General features: G+C 62.6%; 12 protein-coding genes. 4 read left to right on the top strand and 8 right to left on the bottom strand.

The features are described from left to right. Window positions 1–2: 2 nt before the first annotated feature. Window positions 3–1,190, bottom strand: coding sequence for an L-rhamnonate dehydratase (gene rhmD / locus GRX31_RS01775; protein ID WP_013800167.1), 1,188 nt, complete (start codon window positions 1,188–1,190; stop codon window positions 3–5). Between the two features lie 29 nt (window positions 1,191–1,219). After that, window positions 1,220–2,515, bottom strand: coding sequence for an MFS transporter (locus GRX31_RS01770; protein WP_160851236.1), 1,296 nt, complete (start codon window positions 2,513–2,515; stop codon window positions 1,220–1,222). Between the two features lie 249 nt (window positions 2,516–2,764). Here GRX31_RS01770 and GRX31_RS01765 point away from each other — a divergent pair, with 249 nt between their 5' ends. Next, window positions 2,765–3,739, top strand: a complete 975-nt coding sequence (locus GRX31_RS01765) for a LysR substrate-binding domain-containing protein (protein WP_237426598.1) — start codon at window positions 2,765–2,767, stop codon at window positions 3,737–3,739. Here GRX31_RS01765 and GRX31_RS01760 read toward each other — a convergent pair. Next, the gene (locus tag GRX31_RS01760; protein WP_160851232.1) at window positions 3,727–5,133 is read right to left on the bottom strand and encodes an aminotransferase-like domain-containing protein; all 1,407 of its coding nucleotides are present in this window, start codon (window positions 5,131–5,133) and stop codon (window positions 3,727–3,729) included. The genes GRX31_RS01765 and GRX31_RS01760 overlap by 13 nt on opposite strands. A 118-nt stretch (window positions 5,134–5,251) precedes the next feature. Here GRX31_RS01760 and GRX31_RS01755 point away from each other — a divergent pair, with 118 nt between their 5' ends. From GRX31_RS01755 to GRX31_RS01745, 3 genes are read left to right on the top strand one after another with little or no spacing between them, the layout of a single operon-like run. After that, entirely contained in the window at window positions 5,252–6,541 is a 1,290-nt protein-coding gene (locus GRX31_RS01755) for a hydroxymethylglutaryl-CoA reductase, degradative (protein WP_160851229.1), read from the top strand. A gap of 41 nt (window positions 6,542–6,582) precedes the next feature. Beyond that, entirely contained in the window at window positions 6,583–7,008 is a 426-nt protein-coding gene (locus GRX31_RS01750) for a hypothetical protein (RefSeq protein WP_016448616.1), read from the top strand. 1 nt (window position 7,009) lies between these two features. Continuing rightward, window positions 7,010–8,392, top strand: coding sequence for a tripartite tricarboxylate transporter permease (locus GRX31_RS01745; RefSeq protein WP_160851227.1), 1,383 nt, complete (start codon window positions 7,010–7,012; stop codon window positions 8,390–8,392). Between the two features lie 126 nt (window positions 8,393–8,518). Here the strand turns inward: GRX31_RS01745 and GRX31_RS01740 are convergent, their stop codons facing one another. The 5 genes from GRX31_RS01740 to GRX31_RS01720 form a co-directional block, all read right to left on the bottom strand. Next, entirely contained in the window at window positions 8,519–9,007 is a 489-nt protein-coding gene (locus GRX31_RS01740) for a hypothetical protein (RefSeq protein WP_160851225.1), read from the bottom strand. A gap of 1,264 nt (window positions 9,008–10,271) precedes the next feature. Then, window positions 10,272–10,586, bottom strand: coding sequence for a hypothetical protein (locus GRX31_RS01735; protein WP_160851223.1), 315 nt, complete (start codon window positions 10,584–10,586; stop codon window positions 10,272–10,274). Next, window positions 10,574–11,611 (bottom strand): RHS repeat domain-containing protein, encoded by a 1,038-nt coding sequence (locus tag GRX31_RS01730; protein WP_202396453.1) that lies wholly within the window; start codon window positions 11,609–11,611, stop codon window positions 10,574–10,576. The genes GRX31_RS01735 and GRX31_RS01730 overlap by 13 nt, the downstream gene beginning before the upstream one ends. A 174-nt stretch (window positions 11,612–11,785) precedes the next feature. Beyond that, complete coding sequence (locus GRX31_RS01725; RefSeq protein WP_160851221.1) at window positions 11,786–12,460, bottom strand: IPTL-CTERM sorting domain-containing protein; 675 nt, start codon at window positions 12,458–12,460, stop codon at window positions 11,786–11,788. A 21-nt stretch (window positions 12,461–12,481) separates the two neighbouring features. Further along, a complete protein-coding gene (locus GRX31_RS01720; protein ID WP_160851219.1) occupies window positions 12,482–16,036 on the bottom strand; it encodes an RHS repeat protein in 3,555 nt (1,184 codons plus the stop codon). Between the last annotated feature and the right edge of the window lie 160 nt (window positions 16,037–16,196).

Here is a 16,196-nt window from a genome sequence, read left to right as displayed (position 1 = left end):
CTTCAGTGCGTGTACGGGCGGTGCAAGGCGCACTCGGGATTGAGCTCCACGCCGAAGCCAGGCCTGTCCAGCGCCGACAGGCGCATGCGGCCGTTGACGGGCACGGGCTCGCCCAGCAGTTGCGGATGGAACATGGGCACGACCTCGTCGGCCTTGGGGGCCATCATCAGGAACTCGGCAAACGGGCTGTTGTGGCGCGTGGCCACGAAGTGGTAGCTGTAGACGCTGGAGCCATGCGGGATGACCAGGGCCTGGTGGGCATCAGCCAGGGCCGAGATCTTGAGCAGCTCGGTGATGCCGCCGCACCAGCCCACGTCGGGCTGGATGATGTCGCAGCAGCCCATCTCCAGCAGCTGGCGAAAGCCCCAGCGCGTGGCCTCGTGCTCGCCCGTGGTCACCAGCATGCCGGTGGGCACGTTCCTGCGCAGGGCCGCGTAGCCCCAGTAGTCGTCGGGCGGCAGGGCCTCCTCGATCCACTTGAGGCCATGGGCCTGCGCACCCTGGGCCAGGCGCGTGGCGTAGTTCACGTCCAGGCTCATCCAGCAGTCCAGCATGAGCCAGAAGTCCGGGCCCACGCGCTCGCGCATGGTGGCCAGCTCCTGCAGGTTGCGGCGCAGGCCCTCCTCCCCTTCGGCCGGGCCGTGGTGCAGCGGCATCTTGCCGCCGATGAAGCCCATCTTCTGTGCCAGGTCGGGCCGCGCGCCCGTGGCGTAGAACTGCAGCTCGTCGCGCACGGCGCCGCCCAGCAGCTGGTGCACGGGCTCGCCGCGCACCTTGCCCAGCAGGTCCCACAGCGCCAGGTCCACGCCCGAGATGGTGTTGATGACGATGCCCTTGCGGCCGTAGTACAGCGTGGACAGGTACATCTGGTCCCAGATGCGCTCGATGTCAGTCACCCGGGCGCCTTCGAGGAAACGCGCCAGGTGCTTTTCGACGATGTAGGCCGCAGGCTCGCCGCCCGTGGTCACGGCAAAGCCCACGCGTCCGGCGCTGTCCTCGATCTCCACCACCAGCGTGCCCAGCACGTTGATGCCGAAGCTGCGGCGGCTTTGCCGGTACTCGGGGTACTTGGCCATGGGCGTGGCGATGTGGTCGTCGATCCAGTGGCCGTCGGACTGGTCGTGGTAGTCGGCGCCGCCGCCCTTGAGCGTGAAGGCGCGCACCTGCTTGATGGTGGGGATCTGTGTCATGGGATGGTTGTGCTCCGTGTGCAAATGGTTCAGGCGGCCGACGGTGCGGCCAGGGCCGGCGTCAGGCGTGCACGCACGCCCAGCACCAGGGCCGCAGCCAGCAGCGTGGTGCCGGCCAGCAGGTACAGGCCGGCCGCCGGGGAGTGGAAAAAGCCCTCGGCCCAGTTCTTGACGATGGGGGCGATGAAGCCCCCCACGGCGCCGAGGGAGTTGATGAAGGCGATGCCGCCAGCGGCCGCAGCGCCGGCCAGCGTGTTGGCGGGAAAGGTCCAGAACACGGGCTGCACGGCGATGAAGCCGGCCGCCGCCAGGCACAGCGCGGCCACACCCAGCAGGGGGCTGGAGAAACTCACCGATGCAGCCATGCCCACGGCAGCCATCACCAGCGTCAGGCTGGCGATGCCGCGCGGCTGGCCTGTCCGCTCGGCATGGCCCGGAATCCACCAGGCGGCCAGCAGCGCGCACAGCCAGGGAATGGCCGAGACCACGCCCACCAGCAGGCCCACCTTGGTGCCCAGCAGGCCCGCCACCTGGCTGGGCAGGTAGAACACCACGCCATAGACGCTGGCCTGGATCAACAGATAGATCAGCGCCAGGTAGAGCACGCGCGGCTGGCACAGCGCGGCCAGCAGGCTGTGGCCGTGGCCGCCCTTGGCGCGCTCTTCGCTGTCGAGGATGTCCTGCAGCAGCGCCTTGTCCTCGCGGCTGAGCCAGGTGGCGTCGGCGGGGCGGTTGTCCAGGTGGAAATACGCCCAGATGCCCACGGCCACGGCCATCAGCCCCTCCACCGCGAACAGCCACTGCCAGCCGTGCCAGCCGCCGATGCCGTCCAGCTCCAGCAGCAGGCCCGAGAGCGGGCTGCCGAAGATGAAGGCCAGCGGCGCGCCGAAGTAGAAAAAGCCCATGGCCTGCGCGCGGTGCGCTGCCGGGAACCAGTAGGTCAGGTACAGGATGACGCCGGGGAAGAACCCCGCCTCGGCCACGCCCAGCAAAAAGCGCAGCACGTAGAACGTGGTCTGGTCGTGGGCGAACATCATGGCCGCCGACACCAGGCCCCAGGTGACCATGATCCGGCACATCCACATGCGGGCGCCCACGCGGTGCATGATCAGGTTGCTGGGCACCTCCAGCAGCGCATAGCCCGCGAAGAACACACCCGCGCCAAAGGCGAAGGCCGCATCGCTGATGCCGGTATCGGCCTGGAAGGCCACCTTGGCAAAGCCCACGTTGGCCCGGTCCAGGAAGGCCATGATGTACATGAGCAGCAAAAAGGGCAGCAGGCGCCAGGAGATCCTGGCGAGCAGGGGAGCGGGGAGTTTTTTCATGACTTTCCTTGCAGGCAATGAGAGGCCGTCACGCCCGGTCGTCCGGAGCGCTGAAGGCGTGCTTTGTGAAGGTGCGAGCGCGGCCGCGGCGTTGGTGCCGGCCGCGTCGGCGCGTCATGAAACAGGCGATGGGCTGTGCATGTCTTGTCTCCTGGATTGGGTCTGTTTTTTCTTGTCGCAGGGCCAATGTACGGCGCATGATCGATGCTCAACAAATCGAATTTCGGTCACATCCGATACCTTGCGCTTATGCCTGACAAGCCGCCCGAATCCGCCCCGCCCGTGCTGCACCGCAGCCTGCTCAACCGTCTGCGCTACAAGCACCTGCACATGCTGGTGGCGCTGGGATCGAGCCTGAACCTGCACCGCGCATCGCTGAGCCTGGCCATGTCCCAGCCTGCAGCCACGCGCATGCTGCGCGAGATCGAGGACATGTTCGGCTGCCAGCTCTTCGAGCGCCTGCCGCGCGGCATGCGGCCCACGGCGCTGGGCGCGCAGCTGGTGCGGTTTGCCGAGGCTTCGCTCAACAGCCTGGACCGCTGCGCCGAAGACCTGGCCGCGCGCCGCCAGGGCGGCTACGGCTACCTGTCCATCGGCACCATCATGGGCGCAGCACCCGACCTGGTGATGACTGCCGTGGCCCGCATGAAGGCGCAAAGCCCGCAGCTGCGCCTGCGCATCATGGGCGACACCAGCGACCAGATCCTGCGCCTGCTGGACCAGCGGCGCATCGACCTGGCCATTGCACGGCGCAGCCCCACGGCAGACAGCAGCGGCTACGGCTTCGAGGAACTGGGCAACGAGCGGCTGCTGCTCGTCGTGCGCAGCGACCATGCGCTGGCGCGCCGGCGCAAGCTTGACTGGGAGGAACTGGTGCGCGACTGGCCCTGGATCCTGCAGCCGGCCACCAGCCCCGCGCGCATCGCGCTCGACCAGCTGCTGCAGCGCCTGGAGCTGCCCGCGCCGGCCGACATCATCGAATGCAGCTCGGTGTACTCCATGCAGCAACTGGTGCAGCTGACCGATGCCGTGATGCTGCTGTCCGAATCCGCGCTCAAGGACTATCTGCGCATGGGCCTGGTCAGGGCGCTGCCGGTCTGCATCGACGTGCCCATGGCGCCCTTCGGCATCCTCACCCGCACCGACGACGCGCCCACGCAGGAGCAGCAGCGCTTTATCGCGCTGCTGCGTGCGCAGGCCCGGGGGCTGGCTCAGGCGGGTTGAGCCAGCACCTGCCCCATCGCGGCCTGGAACCTCGGATCCAGCATCGCGCTGACGTTGCACCGCGACCAGCGCGAGACGGCCGAGGGATCGACATGGAAGACACGGCCCGGCGCCATGCTGAGCTTGCGCGGCACCAGTTGCTCAGCCAGCCGCAGCGAGTCCTGCACACCGGGGAAGGCCACCCACAGGTACAGGCTTTGCGAGCTGCGCGCAAAGACTTCGCAGCCATGGGCATCAAGCCAGCCCAGCGCCTGGGCCGTGGCCTGGCCCAGCTTGTGGCGCAGGCGCACCAGGTGGCGCTCGTAGTGGCCTTCGCGCAGCATCACGTCCACCATGCGCTCGCAGTACTCGGAGCCGCTGACGTGGATCAGCGCCTTGAGGTCGGCCAGGTCGCTGGCCAGCGCATCGTTGCAGGCGATGAAGCCTACGCGCAGCGCGGCCGAGAAGGACTTGGAGAAGCTGCCGATGTAGATGGTGCGCTCCAGCTGGTCCAGCGTGGACAGGCGCACGGCCGAGGTGGGCTTGAAGTCGGCCAGCGGATCGTCCTCGACGATGAGCAGGTTGTGGCGCTCGGCCAGCTGCAGCACCTTGTAGGCCTTGGCGGCGGAGATGTCCGAGCCCGTGGGATTGTGGGCCAGCGACTGCGTGAAGAACAGGCGCGGCCGGTGCTGGGCCAGCAGTGATTCGAGCGCGGCCACGTCGGGCCCGTCGGCCAGGCGCGGCACGCCGACCACATGGGCGCCGGCCAGCCTGAGCTTGCCGAACAGCGGGTAGTAGCCGGGCTCATCCACGAGCACGGTGGCCCCCGGCGGCACGAAGTAGCGGATGACCAGGTCCATGGCCTCGTTGGCGCCATGGGTCAGCACCAGCTGGCCCGGCGTGGCCTGCAGGCCGAAGTCACCCAGCTTGCGCACCAGGCTGTCGCGCAGCGGCGCATAGCCGTAGCGGCTGCCGTAGCGGAACAGCGATCCCAGCCCCGTGCGCACCACCTTCTGGTGGTAGCGGTCCAGCCGCATGTCGGCCAGCCATTCCACGGGCGGAAAGCCGTCGCCCACGCCCACGCAGTCGGGCTGGGTCTTGAGCTGCTCGCGCATCAGCCAGACGATATCCATGGCGCGGCCCAGCTGGCCCGCGTCCTCATCGGTGCGCTGGGCACCGCGCCCCGTGCCCAGCACGTAAAAGCCCGAGCCCCGGCGCGGCTCGACGATGCCGCGCGAGACCAGCAGGTCGAAGGCCGAGACCACGGTGTTCTTGGCATAGCGGTGCAGCTGCGCCAGCTCGCGCAGCGAGGGCAGCTTGTCGCCAGGGCAGTACACGCCGTCGGCGATCTGCTGACCGATCAGGTCCGCCAGCTTCTCGGCAATGGGGGCCGAGCGCCCTCTGGTGTCTGCCATGCGCCCTCAGTTCATGTTGCAGTGCGATGGTACTGTTCCCCGAAACTGTACCTTTTGAAAGCGGTACAGTTTTCCTACAGTCCGGCGACCAGAGTTTTGATTCGAGGAGATGTCTTCCATGGTTGCCGATTCGCGCCTGCCCAATTTCCGTGCCCTCACACCGGCCCAGCGCCGGGATTTCCTGGCCGATGCCTGCGGCCTGTCCGATGCCGAGCGCGCCCTGCTCGCCGCCCCCGGCGCCCTGCCCCTGGCGCTGGCCGACGGCATGATCGAGAACGTGTTCGGCAGCTTCGAGCTGCCGCTGGGCGTGGCCGGCAACTTCCGCGTCAACGGCCGCGACGTGCTGGTGCCCATGGCGGTGGAGGAGCCCTCGGTGGTGGCCGCCGCCTCGTACATGGCCAAGTTGGCGCGCGAGGACGGGGGCTTTCAGACCTCCAGCACGCTGCCGCTGATGCGCGCCCAGATCCAGGTGCTGGGCGTGACCGATCCGCACGGCGCGCGCCTGGCCGTGCTGCAGGCGCGTGCGCAGATCATCGAGCGCGCCAACAGCCGCGACAAGGTGCTGATCGGCCTGGGCGGCGGCTGCAAGGACATCGAGGTCCATGTCTTCCCCGACACGCCGCGCGGCCCCATGCTGGTGGTCCACCTGATCGTGGACGTGCGCGACGCCATGGGCGCCAACACCGTCAACACCATGGCCGAATCGGTGGCACCCCTGGTCGAGCAGATCACGGGCGGCAGCGTGCGGCTGCGCATCCTGTCCAACCTGGCCGACCTGCGGCTGGCCCGCGCCCGCGTGCGGCTCACGCCGCAGACCCTGGCCACGCAGGAGCGCAGCGGCGAGGAGATCATCGAAGGCGTGCTGGACGCCTATACCTTCGCCGCCATCGACCCCTACCGCGCGGCCACGCACAACAAGGGAATCATGAACGGCATCGACCCCGTCATCGTAGCCACGGGCAACGACTGGCGCGCGGTCGAGGCCGGCGCCCATGCCTATGCCAGCCGCAGCGGCAGCTACACCTCGCTGACGCGCTGGGAAAAGGACAGCAGCGGCGCCCTGGTAGGCAGCATCGAGCTGCCCATGCCGGTGGGCCTGGTCGGCGGCGCCACCAAGACCCATCCGCTGGCACGCCTGGCGCTGAAGATCATGGACCTGCAATCCGCCCAGCAGCTGGGCGAGATCGCCGCCGCCGTGGGCCTGGCGCAGAACCTGGGCGCCCTGCGCGCCCTGGCCACCGAAGGCATACAGCGCGGCCACATGGCCCTGCATGCCCGCAACATCGCCCTGGTGGCCGGCGCCACGGGCGACGAGGTCGATGCCGTGGCGCGCCAGCTGGCCGCCGAGCACGACGTGCGCACCGACCGCGCGCTGGAAGTGCTGGCCGCGCTGCGCACCAGGGCCTGACCAGCGCGCGGCCACACAAACAAAAACCCAAGGAGACACACATGACAAGCAAGGATCCCGCCGACTGGCGGCTGGCCGAGGTCTGGGGCGACACCGTGGACCTGCGCCACCTGGCCTGGGCGATTGCCATCGGCACCGGCATCAGCGTGCTGGGCTTCTACCTGGCCAGCCGCTGGCTGGCCACGGTGGTCGAGTCGCGCCAGCTGGCCCACGCCTACGCCATGCTCGCGGGCCTGGCAGGTTGCGTGATCGCGGGCGTGATCTGCGCACGCGCCTTTCCGCCCAAGCGGGAAGTGACCGAGCTGGACACCTCGAACGACCCCGAATGGCGCCGCGAAGTGCTGGAGGAACTGGCCCGCCAGCCCGGCGGTCTGGGCACGGTGCAGGACCTGCCGCCCGCCGTGGTGCAGGAACTCAAGGAGCTCAAGCTCTACGAGCTGTTCGCCGACAAGGCCGGGAGGGCATGAGATGGAAACCCTGCTGACCAATGACATCGCCGTCGCAGCCGCGATGGGACTGATAGGCGCCGTGGTGTTCGCCGCCATCGGCCTGGTCTCCGGCACGGACGAGACCACCACGCTGGCCCCGCTCACCCTGCTGGTGGTGCTGCTGGGCGTTCCGCCCGCTGGCGTGTTCACCTTCTTCCTGGCCGGCGCCGTGGCCAAGCACATGACGCATGCCGTGCCCACGGCGCTGCTGGGCATTCCCGGCGACACGCTGGCCACGCCGCTGCTGCAGGACGCCAACATGCTGCGCAAGCTGGGCGTGCCCCATATCGCGCTGCGCAAGATGGTCTCGGGCGGCATCGTCGCGGCCTTTATCGCCGTGCCGCTGGCGGTGCTGTTCGCGGTGATGCTTGCGCCCTTCGGCAGCATGATCACCAAGACGGCGCCCTGGATCTTCCTGGCCGCCGCCCTCCTCATCGCCTACTTCTCGGCGGGGCGCTGGGCCTCGGTGATGCTGCTGATTCCGTTCGTGGTGGTCATCATTGCGCTGCAAAGCCTCACCGCCAAGTACGAGGTCAAGCTCAGCATCAGCTACTTCCTGGGCATTGCCATCGGGCCGCTGATCGCCGACCTGTTCACCGTGATCTCGCCGGCCGGCCGCCAGCGCATGCTGCGCGACAAGCTGCGCCAGTTCAACCTGGCGCCCGACGTGAAGGGCTGGTCGGGCTACTTCCCCAACCCGCTCAAGGTGCTGGACCGCGTGCAGACGCGCTGGACCCTGGCCACGGCCACCATCTCCAGCGCCACCTTCGTCTTCAGCCCCGTGGCCATGACCGTGGTGCTGGGCGAGCTGGTGGGCTCGCGCATCAAGCATGCCTACCACCGCCTGACCACGGTGCTGAGCGCGCGCAACGGCGTGACCGAGGCCACCTACATCGCCGAGGCGCTGATCCCGCTGATCGCCTTCGGCCTGCCGCTGAGCCCCGTGGCCGCCGGCCCCGCCGCACCGCTGTTCAACGCGCCGCCGCGCTTCACCGTCGATGCCGCCACGGGCCAGGTGAACAACCTGCACAACCTGCTCAGCCACTGGGAGTTCCTGGGCTACGGCATGCTGGCCGTGGTGCTGGCGGCCCTCGTGTCCTACCCCTTCGCCATGAACTTCGCGCGCAGCGCGGCGCTGTTCGTCTCGCGCCGGGTCAGCCACGAGGCCATCATCGCCACCTTCGTGGGCCTGATCATCGTCATCAGCGTCTGGGAAGGCCAGTTGCTGGGCCTGCTCGTGATCCTGACCATGGGCCTGCTCGGCGGCCTGCTGTCGCGCGGCTTCGGCTTCAACACCGGCGTGCAGTTCATGGGCTACTACACGGCCGTGCTGAGCGTGCCGGCGCTGGTGAAGCTGTTCTGATTTCAGTGGTTGCGCTTTCGGTGTTCCCTGTCATCTCTTGGGGATTGCCGATGGCGCTCTATTTCTTTGCCTGAAATTTTGAGAATATATTGGTGGGTAAATCTATGCTTCAGATGATAGAAGAAGTTATCGCACTCCACTCAACCACCTTTTAACCCAATCGCATCTCATCAAAGCAGGCTCAACTTCCTCAACCACCATCAAGAATTCATCCTGTATTCTCAAAAGCATGTTTCTCAGGCCATCACTGGAAACATACTCAATCGCAGGCTGTGGCTGCCATTTTGCCCAACTAAGGCATGTCGCTCTATATCCCCTACCCAAAGGTTCAAACTCTATAGTTCGCTCAACCCCTTGCTCATAGAAAGAGATTTCCATTGCATTACCAATGAGGGTTGCATTGATAGCCTGCGGAAGCTGCTCAAGAAACACTGGGAGATCTGTCTTAATGTCCACTGGCCAGCGTTCTTGGCCAAAACCACCGACATTGAACTCAGCCACGCCATCAATAGCCTGACAAATATCTTGCAATATTGAACGAACATCATCCTCCACTGGATCGTAATTTCGCAACGATAAGTCAGCGAATCCGTTAATAGCAAACACAATATGCACAGATTATTCCTATGATTTCATTTCTCAATAGGCAGTCCGAACCCCTCTTAGAAAAATAATGACCTTCACAAACTAAATCCGGAAAACTGTTTTCCTTCGATGAATACATTCAGCAACTCGGATTCCGAGTTCTTTGCGGGCAACTTATGCTCCAACTCAAAGGTCACTCCAGCTCTCAAGTAGTTAATTTTGCGGCAACAAAAGGCTACCGACTATTCGAGCTCAAGACCTATCACTTCAAAAACTGCAGAAATTGATCGCTCATAGATTCATCTACCTGCAGAGTTCCATGACTTGAATAAATTGTTTGCTCAGTATCAAAATCAATAACCTCTGCATCATAGTCCCCCTGTTTTCCAGCAGGTAATTCTCGAGACTGTTCCCTCCATTATATCAAGGCGCGCTGACGGATTTTCAGTGGTTGCACTCTCCGTCAATTTTATCTCCCTCATTTCTTTTGTTTTTCTGATTTTTATATGACGTGCCCAATCTATAAATATCATCAACACTGACATGGCATCTCCGTCATTAAGGAAGTTTGGTTGCTGAATGCGTGATATCCGTTGCTAGAGGCATTTGTGACAAAGGGAGCCCATTTCGCGAAGCAAGGCGTCCTTCCAATGAGCATGCTGGCCACGCCTACCAAGGTGGCCAGCAATACCAGCCCTCCTTGCGACAATGTCGATATGCCGCCCGGCTCGCTCACAGCGTGCACAGGAACAGGAAGCTGCCCACCGGCGGCAGCCGTCGGCAAGTTCGAAACAAGCACGTTTACATCCTCATGTTCACTATTCACAGTCTAAAGCGTCAAGGAACAAAGCTCGGTTGCTTATAGAATACGGGGCTGAGTTTTATTATTGGCTACCGCTCAAAAAGGGAGCATCTGATTAGGATTAGCTTCGGAGAGTACGCCAGTGGCAATGCAATTCAGGCTCCAAGCTCACATCAGCTGTTGACGTTGCATCATGAGTGTCAAACACTACATGAATGCCTGAACCGTATTGATCGTGCCGAAGCTCAACGAGCCGCACATTCTCCGACGACACCGTCATCACGTCTTTACCATCACATCGCAGTGTCACCTGGAAAGACGCAGCAACTGCGCTGAAGGAGATATCCAGTTCATATATCCCATCCATTGATTGCCTGACGTAACGGTAGTAGCCATGCTCGGATCTTCTTCGACTGGCTCGATACCAAACGCTTCCAGAAAATCGACAGTACTCGGAAATTCCATTTCTTCCTCAATGAAAAGGTATCCTTCCTACTCTGACACCAGCCCCGCCAACAAACCGAACCGTACCAGTTGTTCTGCGGCCTGTTCCATCTCTGTCCTTGTCACAGACCGAACGACCACTAAATTGGGCTCAAAAAACACGTTACCGTTCTCAAGTTCGCTACTGATTTCCTGCCCGATGCGTGTCGCGTCATAGAAATTCAAGCGATATTGCTTCTCGGCGACAGTCAGCAGCGCCTCTGAAAAATACCCCTTCGCCGTCACTTCCCATTCGTATTCCAAAAAGTCCGACGGCAAAACAAATGAATAATTTGATATTTTCAATTTCACTACCTTGCGCAAACAATACTACTGCATGCATTGATGAATTGCTGGGGCGTCAAGTTAGCGCCCGGCATCGGAACAATTTCAAAGTGACGTGGATCATTGCCGCGCTGGATGACTCGCAGAGAGTCTGGTATCGAGCTCTTGTCCACTAGATGCGCGACATACCCTTTCGAATTCACACTCAACGGATTATCGAAAACTGACACGCCATGCGTATCCTTCACGAAGCCCGATTTTGCGTCCACTTTAAAGTCACTGGGACGAGGGACAAAGCTGGGAGCCTCCCCTGCTTTTGCTCCCCGAAAGAACGCTACATCCCCCTTTGCTGCTGCAAAACTACTTTCCCGAATCGCCTTGATCCCCAGCCCAGCCACACCAGGCGCCACAGGTACGGCCGCCAAGACCGCATCAGCCGCAACCCCCAGACCATCTACAGCCGCCGCACCATAGTTACCCGCACCAAAATTCCTGCGGAAGCTGTCGATGCCTATCGCCAGACTCAGGGCCTCGAAGGCAGCCTCAGCATACCCCCCGTCAGGATCCTTATATTTGACCGGATTGTTGTTCCCGTAGGCGAACCGGTTGAAGCTGTGCGGATTTCCTTCCTGGAAATCCACGGGATCCACCCCCAGGAAGCGCCCCACCGCCGGGTCGTAGTACCGCGCGCCAAAGTACTGCAGGCCTGTGTTGGGATCTTGCTCCTTGCCATGGAACCACTGTGACTGCTGCCCGGTGCCCGACTGCTGCAGCCAGCGCTCACCATAGGCCCGGTAGCTTTCTTTCCAGACCACGGCGCCATTGCTGTCCGTGGCCGCCAGCGGGCTGGCGCTGACATCGGTATGGATGTAGGTGACCGTTTCGGTGGCCGCACTGGCGGCACTTGCCGCCACCAACAGCGCACAGCCGAGCATCAGCGGCAGCGCGACCTGAAGCCAAAGGCCCTTGGCTCTGGACCGAAGCGCGCCAGGCCATTGCGACAGCGCCATCAGCGTCACGCTGAGCCATGCGTGCCACAGCCCCTGTTTATCGTTTAAGTACATATTGCCTCCGAATAGCCTGGATGGCGCGGCACAGCACTGCGGTCGATACAACCACCGCACCTGTGCAGCAACGGTGGATAGCGCAGCATTTACCGATGCCGGCCAAAAGAAGTCGTGATTGCTACGGGAGCAGCGCCTTGGGAATCGATCACCCAGGCCCCGGCTCCACTCCGATCAACCGCGCTTGCGCGACATGCGCATGCTGGCCGCGCCTACCAGGGCCGCCAGCAACACCAGCCCCCCTTGCGACAGTGTCGGTATGCCGACCGGCTCGCCTGCAGCTTGCGCACGAACAAGAACTTCCCCACCGGTGGCAGCCGTCGGCAAGTTCGGAACAAGCATGTTTGCGCGTCCATACTCACCGGATGCGATGGCCATGGCCGTCGGTGGAACGCGCGCCGATGCCGCTCCCTCCAGGAGGGCCAATTGCTGCAGGCCGCCATGGTCGAATCCACCTGATCGGCCATGCGGAGTGGCAGAGGGTTGGACCTCAAAAGAGGAAGCCGGCCCCTTTCTCACGGGGGCACAGCCCTGGCTACCATGAGCGCTTGCTTTTTCGTTGGGCGCCATGCTTGGTCGCGGCCCGGGCGATTGCGCAGCTGCATCCACCTGGCAACCACGACCGGAAAGGGTGCGGGACACGGACTTGGCCGCCTGCGGCTTGATGGCCTGCAGCAGGGGAGCAGCTTCCTGCCTTTGCTCCGGCATCGACGGGCCTTGCGGCTCTGTGCCATCTTGCGGCGCGGCTGCCAGAGTGGCCACAGGGCTCAAGGCCAGCAGCAGCCCCAGCCGGGACAACCAGTTGACAGGCCGGCTACCGCGCGATGAATGGATATGCGTTGATGTCATGGCGTTTCTCCTCCTGTGCCTTCAGTCCACCACACGTCGCTGCGCCACTTGGCGACGACCCAGATAGATGTATTCCTTGCGTTCCACGCCAGGTACCAGCGTCTGCAGCAACAGGCCTTGCTGGCCATGCAGGTACTGCGTCGTTCCCGCGGCATCGCTTGTCTGCACGCGCATGTTGTCGCCGTCGTAGGTGTGCGCAGTGGGCACGGCGGCCGTGCAGGCGATGCAGCGCAGGTTGTTGGCCCGGTCATGGCCAAACGTCCAGACTCCATCGTCCTTGACGTTGCCGGCAGAGTCGTACTGGTATGCACGGCTTAGACCGCCGCCTGAAACACCTGTGAGCAGCCCCGAGGTTGCAGCATAGGAGTAGGTACGCAGCGACCCCGGTTGGGCCACATGGGTGATGTTTCCAACCCCATCGTAGAAATACTCCCGGTAACCGCCTACGTCGTTGTCCAGCGTGAGTCGGTTGAGCTTGTCGTACTCGAAGTAGCGTGAATATGCGGAGTCCGCCGAATCGTTGATGCCGGTGAGGTTGCCCACCGGGTCATACGCATAGGTGCTGTCAATGAAGCTGTTTCCTGCGCGCGCCATCTTGAGGCCGGCTGGCCACTGGCGATCATTGACACCCATGGTGGACACAACGCCGTTGGCATAGTGCAGCTCACTGGGCATGCCATTGGGATGGTAGCGAACCTGGTTCACATAGGGCAGCACGGCACGGGCCCTGCCAAACGCATCCGGGCTGTACTGCACTTGGTGCCCCGAGGGGTAGGTAATGCTGGCCAGTGCTTCGCTGGAGTTGTAGGTGTAGGAGACCTGCTGGGTGGCGCCACCCATCGCCAGCTCTTCCGCAATCAGATTGTCTCCGTCGTCGTAGTCGAATCCGCGCACGACACCGCCACTGCTGATGCCTGTCACAAGGTCGTTGCCGTTGTAGGTGCGCGTGACATTGGAAGCATTGGGAACGCCCGGCTGCTCGGAACTCGGGTATGTGATGCCTGTCAGGCGGTTGCGGCCATCGTAGGCATAGGTTGTTGCCGGCTGGGTGCCTATGCTCTTGCTGGTCAAATTGCCCAGCGCATCGCGTCCGAACACCGTCGTGCCAGTTTCAGGATCAGCGCGCGAAACCAGGTAGTAGCGACTGTCGTAGCCGTAGGTTCGCGCCTTGTCTCCCATCGTCGCCGTCCTGATCTGTCCCAACAGATCACGGGTCATGGTCACGTCGTAGTCCACATACATGCCCTGAGCGGATATTTCCCCGGCAAGCGAGCGCACGGCGTGCTGCTCCTGCGGATTGCCAAAAGCGCGGAACCACACGAGCGATGCCCGGTTCGTGGTGTCGTAGCGAAGCACCTGCAGGCTGTCATAGAAGGTCTCCTCTATGACATTGGCGGAGTTGGTGCCCACGGGGTTGCCGTGCAGCGTCTGCACCACCCGCCCCAGTGTGTCGTAGCGAAACCCCGTTCCCTTGGCGCTGTTTGGATAGGACTGGTAGAGCCGCCGCCCCAGCATGTCGTAGCTGAAGTCGACCCAGATGGGCGTCTCCCCTGCCGCACTGACCTCACGGCGCAGCTGGCGGCCCAGCCCGTCAAACGTGGCTTTGTCCGTCATTCCCCCTCGCTGCACCTGACGGGTCGTCGCGCCCCAGGTGATCGAGACGGGGCTGCCGAAGGGCTTTGCGATGGCCGTCGGACGATTCAGCCCATCGTAGGTGTACGTTGTCGTTTTGCCGCGCCCGTTGGTGATCGATGTGACATTGCCCGCAGCATCGACGTTTCGTGAAATAGCCACGCCTTCTGGCTGCGACTCGCTGCGGGGAATGCCTCGCAGGTAGCTGTTGTACGTTGTCACCTGCCCCTTGGCATTGGTGATGGTGTGTACGTCCCCTGTGCCGTGATAAGTGAAGGAGGTTGGTACGCCGGCAACCGTTTGCGACTGCAGATTGCCGTTGATATCGAACTGCCGCGTGGTGGCATGGGTTTGAGCCCCTACCGTCACCAACGCATTGCTCACCTGGCGCAGCAACCACTTACTTGTGTTGACGTTGTGGGTCAGTTCGGTCTGCCGGGTGTAGGTCCGGTCATTGTTCGTTCCGGTTTCATCGATGAAGGAAGGATTTCCCCACTCGTCATAGCCAGACTTGGAAACCACGAAAGTCTCACCTGGCCGGAACCGGTACTGGTCACTGGCGATCGCCGCGGCCGGATAGAAGTAGCTGTTGGAGAAATAGTTGGCCACCACGTCCTGCTGCTCGGAGATCGGCACGGATGTGTAGCCGACAAGCGTGTTTTCCGACTCGCTGACGCTGCCCATCAACAGGCCTACGTCCGTCGGGACCACCCGCACGGAATGCACGCCCAAGTGGAAGTGCTCCGTGGCCTTGCCCAGCGGATCCGTCACGGTCGTCACATTCACCTGGGACCGCACATCGGGCGGTACCCCATAGGTATAGGTGTATTGCGATCCATTGACGGTGTAGGGCAGCTCGTCGGTTGCCACTTCATACGTCCAGCTCCATGTACCGGACTTGCCATCGGGCGTATTGGTGCTAGCCGTTTTGCTGGAGACAACCGTGCTGTTCCCACTGCGTGTGGTTCCTGCCCTGAAATCCACATGGCTGTAGACATAGTCGATGGAAGCACCGCTCGGATACTCGACACGACTCATTGAACCCGTCCCGGGCGTCCCCGTCCGGTAGGCGTACTTCCACGAAAGCCCATCGGGCCGCTGCACGCGATTCAGTTGCACATGCCCCGCCAATCCCGCCCCCACCGTGTACTGCCATACCCGGTTGGACAAGGTGTCAGTGATGCTGGCCAAGGTCGATCCACTGTATGCAAACGAGACGGAGCGCCCATCGCTCGTGGTGATCTGGCTCAGTGCATAGACGCCAATCGGCAAAAAGCTGTAGCTCAGGTTGAACCAGTTGCCATTGCGATCAACGATCCGCCCCGCATAGAACGTTCGCTGCAGACTGCCCGGCTCACCGAAAGAATGCCCCATCGCCGTCATTTCGTACGTGGTGCCATCGGGAGATTGCACATGCAAGAATCCGCTGTGGCACTTGGCACGCCAGAAGTCCTTGGTAAGCCAGGTGGGCGTACTGGCCCCGGCCTCGTAGTACTCATACAGAATCTGCCGACTCCCGTCAGGCAATTCCAGTACGGGATTGGCCGAAGCCGAGGACCAGGATGCAGAGCAGATGGCTTTGTTGGCCCCCCGGATCACCCTTCCCATGTGCATGGTCCAGCCCAATCCTATCGGGCTGTACTCATAGCTTGCCCAGCTGGCGGGCGTCGCCAGAGGATCGTCAATGCTGTTGTAGCTTCTCCGAATGGCCAGATCCATACCGCCATTTCCAGGAATGAGCAAGTCAGTGAAGTGGTACTGGAGCTTTCCTGTAAAGGTATTGATCAATTCATTGGCGGACTGGGCTTCCACGCCCTGTGCGCGAGGCAGTCCCTTTTGCTGGAAAAAATCAGGAATGCTGGGAAGGCTGGTGTCATTGGACCCTTGCGCAAACACACCTGACATACAGAAAGAGGCACAGCCAAGGAGCATGGCGGACTTCATCAACCGCCGTGTCTCCAAGAGTTGCCGATGGAGTGCAGCTACACCCTCAAGACGCCCGAAAACTCTCATTCGATTCAACATCTTTCCTCCCTGCGAAAGCATCAGTGGTCCGCCAAGACAACATGGAATCGCACTACGTCCTCAGCAAAAGACGTGAAGC

The sequence above is a fragment of the Delftia sp. CH05 genome (assembly GCF_009827015.1).
GTDB classification, from domain to species: domain Bacteria; phylum Pseudomonadota; class Gammaproteobacteria; order Burkholderiales; family Burkholderiaceae_C; genus Comamonas; species Comamonas tsuruhatensis.
Note: the sequence above shows the minus strand (reverse complement) of the source record. Positions and strands in the feature narration are given on the sequence as shown.

Bases quoted from the DNA above. Each gene is read 5' to 3' on its own strand.
- rhmD (WP_013800167.1), bottom strand. From the start codon at position 1,190: ATGACACAGATCCCCACCATCAAGCAGGTGCGCGCCTTCACGCTCAAG.
- GRX31_RS01770 (WP_160851236.1), bottom strand. From the start codon at position 2,515: ATGAAAAAACTCCCCGCTCCCCTGCTCGCCAGGATCTCCTGGCGCCTG.
- GRX31_RS01765 (WP_237426598.1), top strand. From the start codon at position 2,765: ATGCCTGACAAGCCGCCCGAATCCGCCCCGCCCGTGCTGCACCGCAGC.
- GRX31_RS01760 (WP_160851232.1), bottom strand. From the start codon at position 5,133: ATGGCAGACACCAGAGGGCGCTCGGCCCCCATTGCCGAGAAGCTGGCG.
- GRX31_RS01755 (WP_160851229.1), top strand. From the start codon at position 5,252: ATGGTTGCCGATTCGCGCCTGCCCAATTTCCGTGCCCTCACACCGGCC.
- GRX31_RS01750 (WP_016448616.1), top strand. From the start codon at position 6,583: ATGACAAGCAAGGATCCCGCCGACTGGCGGCTGGCCGAGGTCTGGGGC.
- GRX31_RS01745 (WP_160851227.1), top strand. From the start codon at position 7,010: ATGGAAACCCTGCTGACCAATGACATCGCCGTCGCAGCCGCGATGGGA.
- GRX31_RS01730 (WP_202396453.1), bottom strand. From the start codon at position 11,611: ATGTACTTAAACGATAAACAGGGGCTGTGGCACGCATGGCTCAGCGTG.
- GRX31_RS01725 (WP_160851221.1), bottom strand. From the start codon at position 12,460: ATGACATCAACGCATATCCATTCATCGCGCGGTAGCCGGCCTGTCAAC.
- GRX31_RS01720 (WP_160851219.1), bottom strand. From the start codon at position 16,036: ATGAAGTCCGCCATGCTCCTTGGCTGTGCCTCTTTCTGTATGTCAGGT.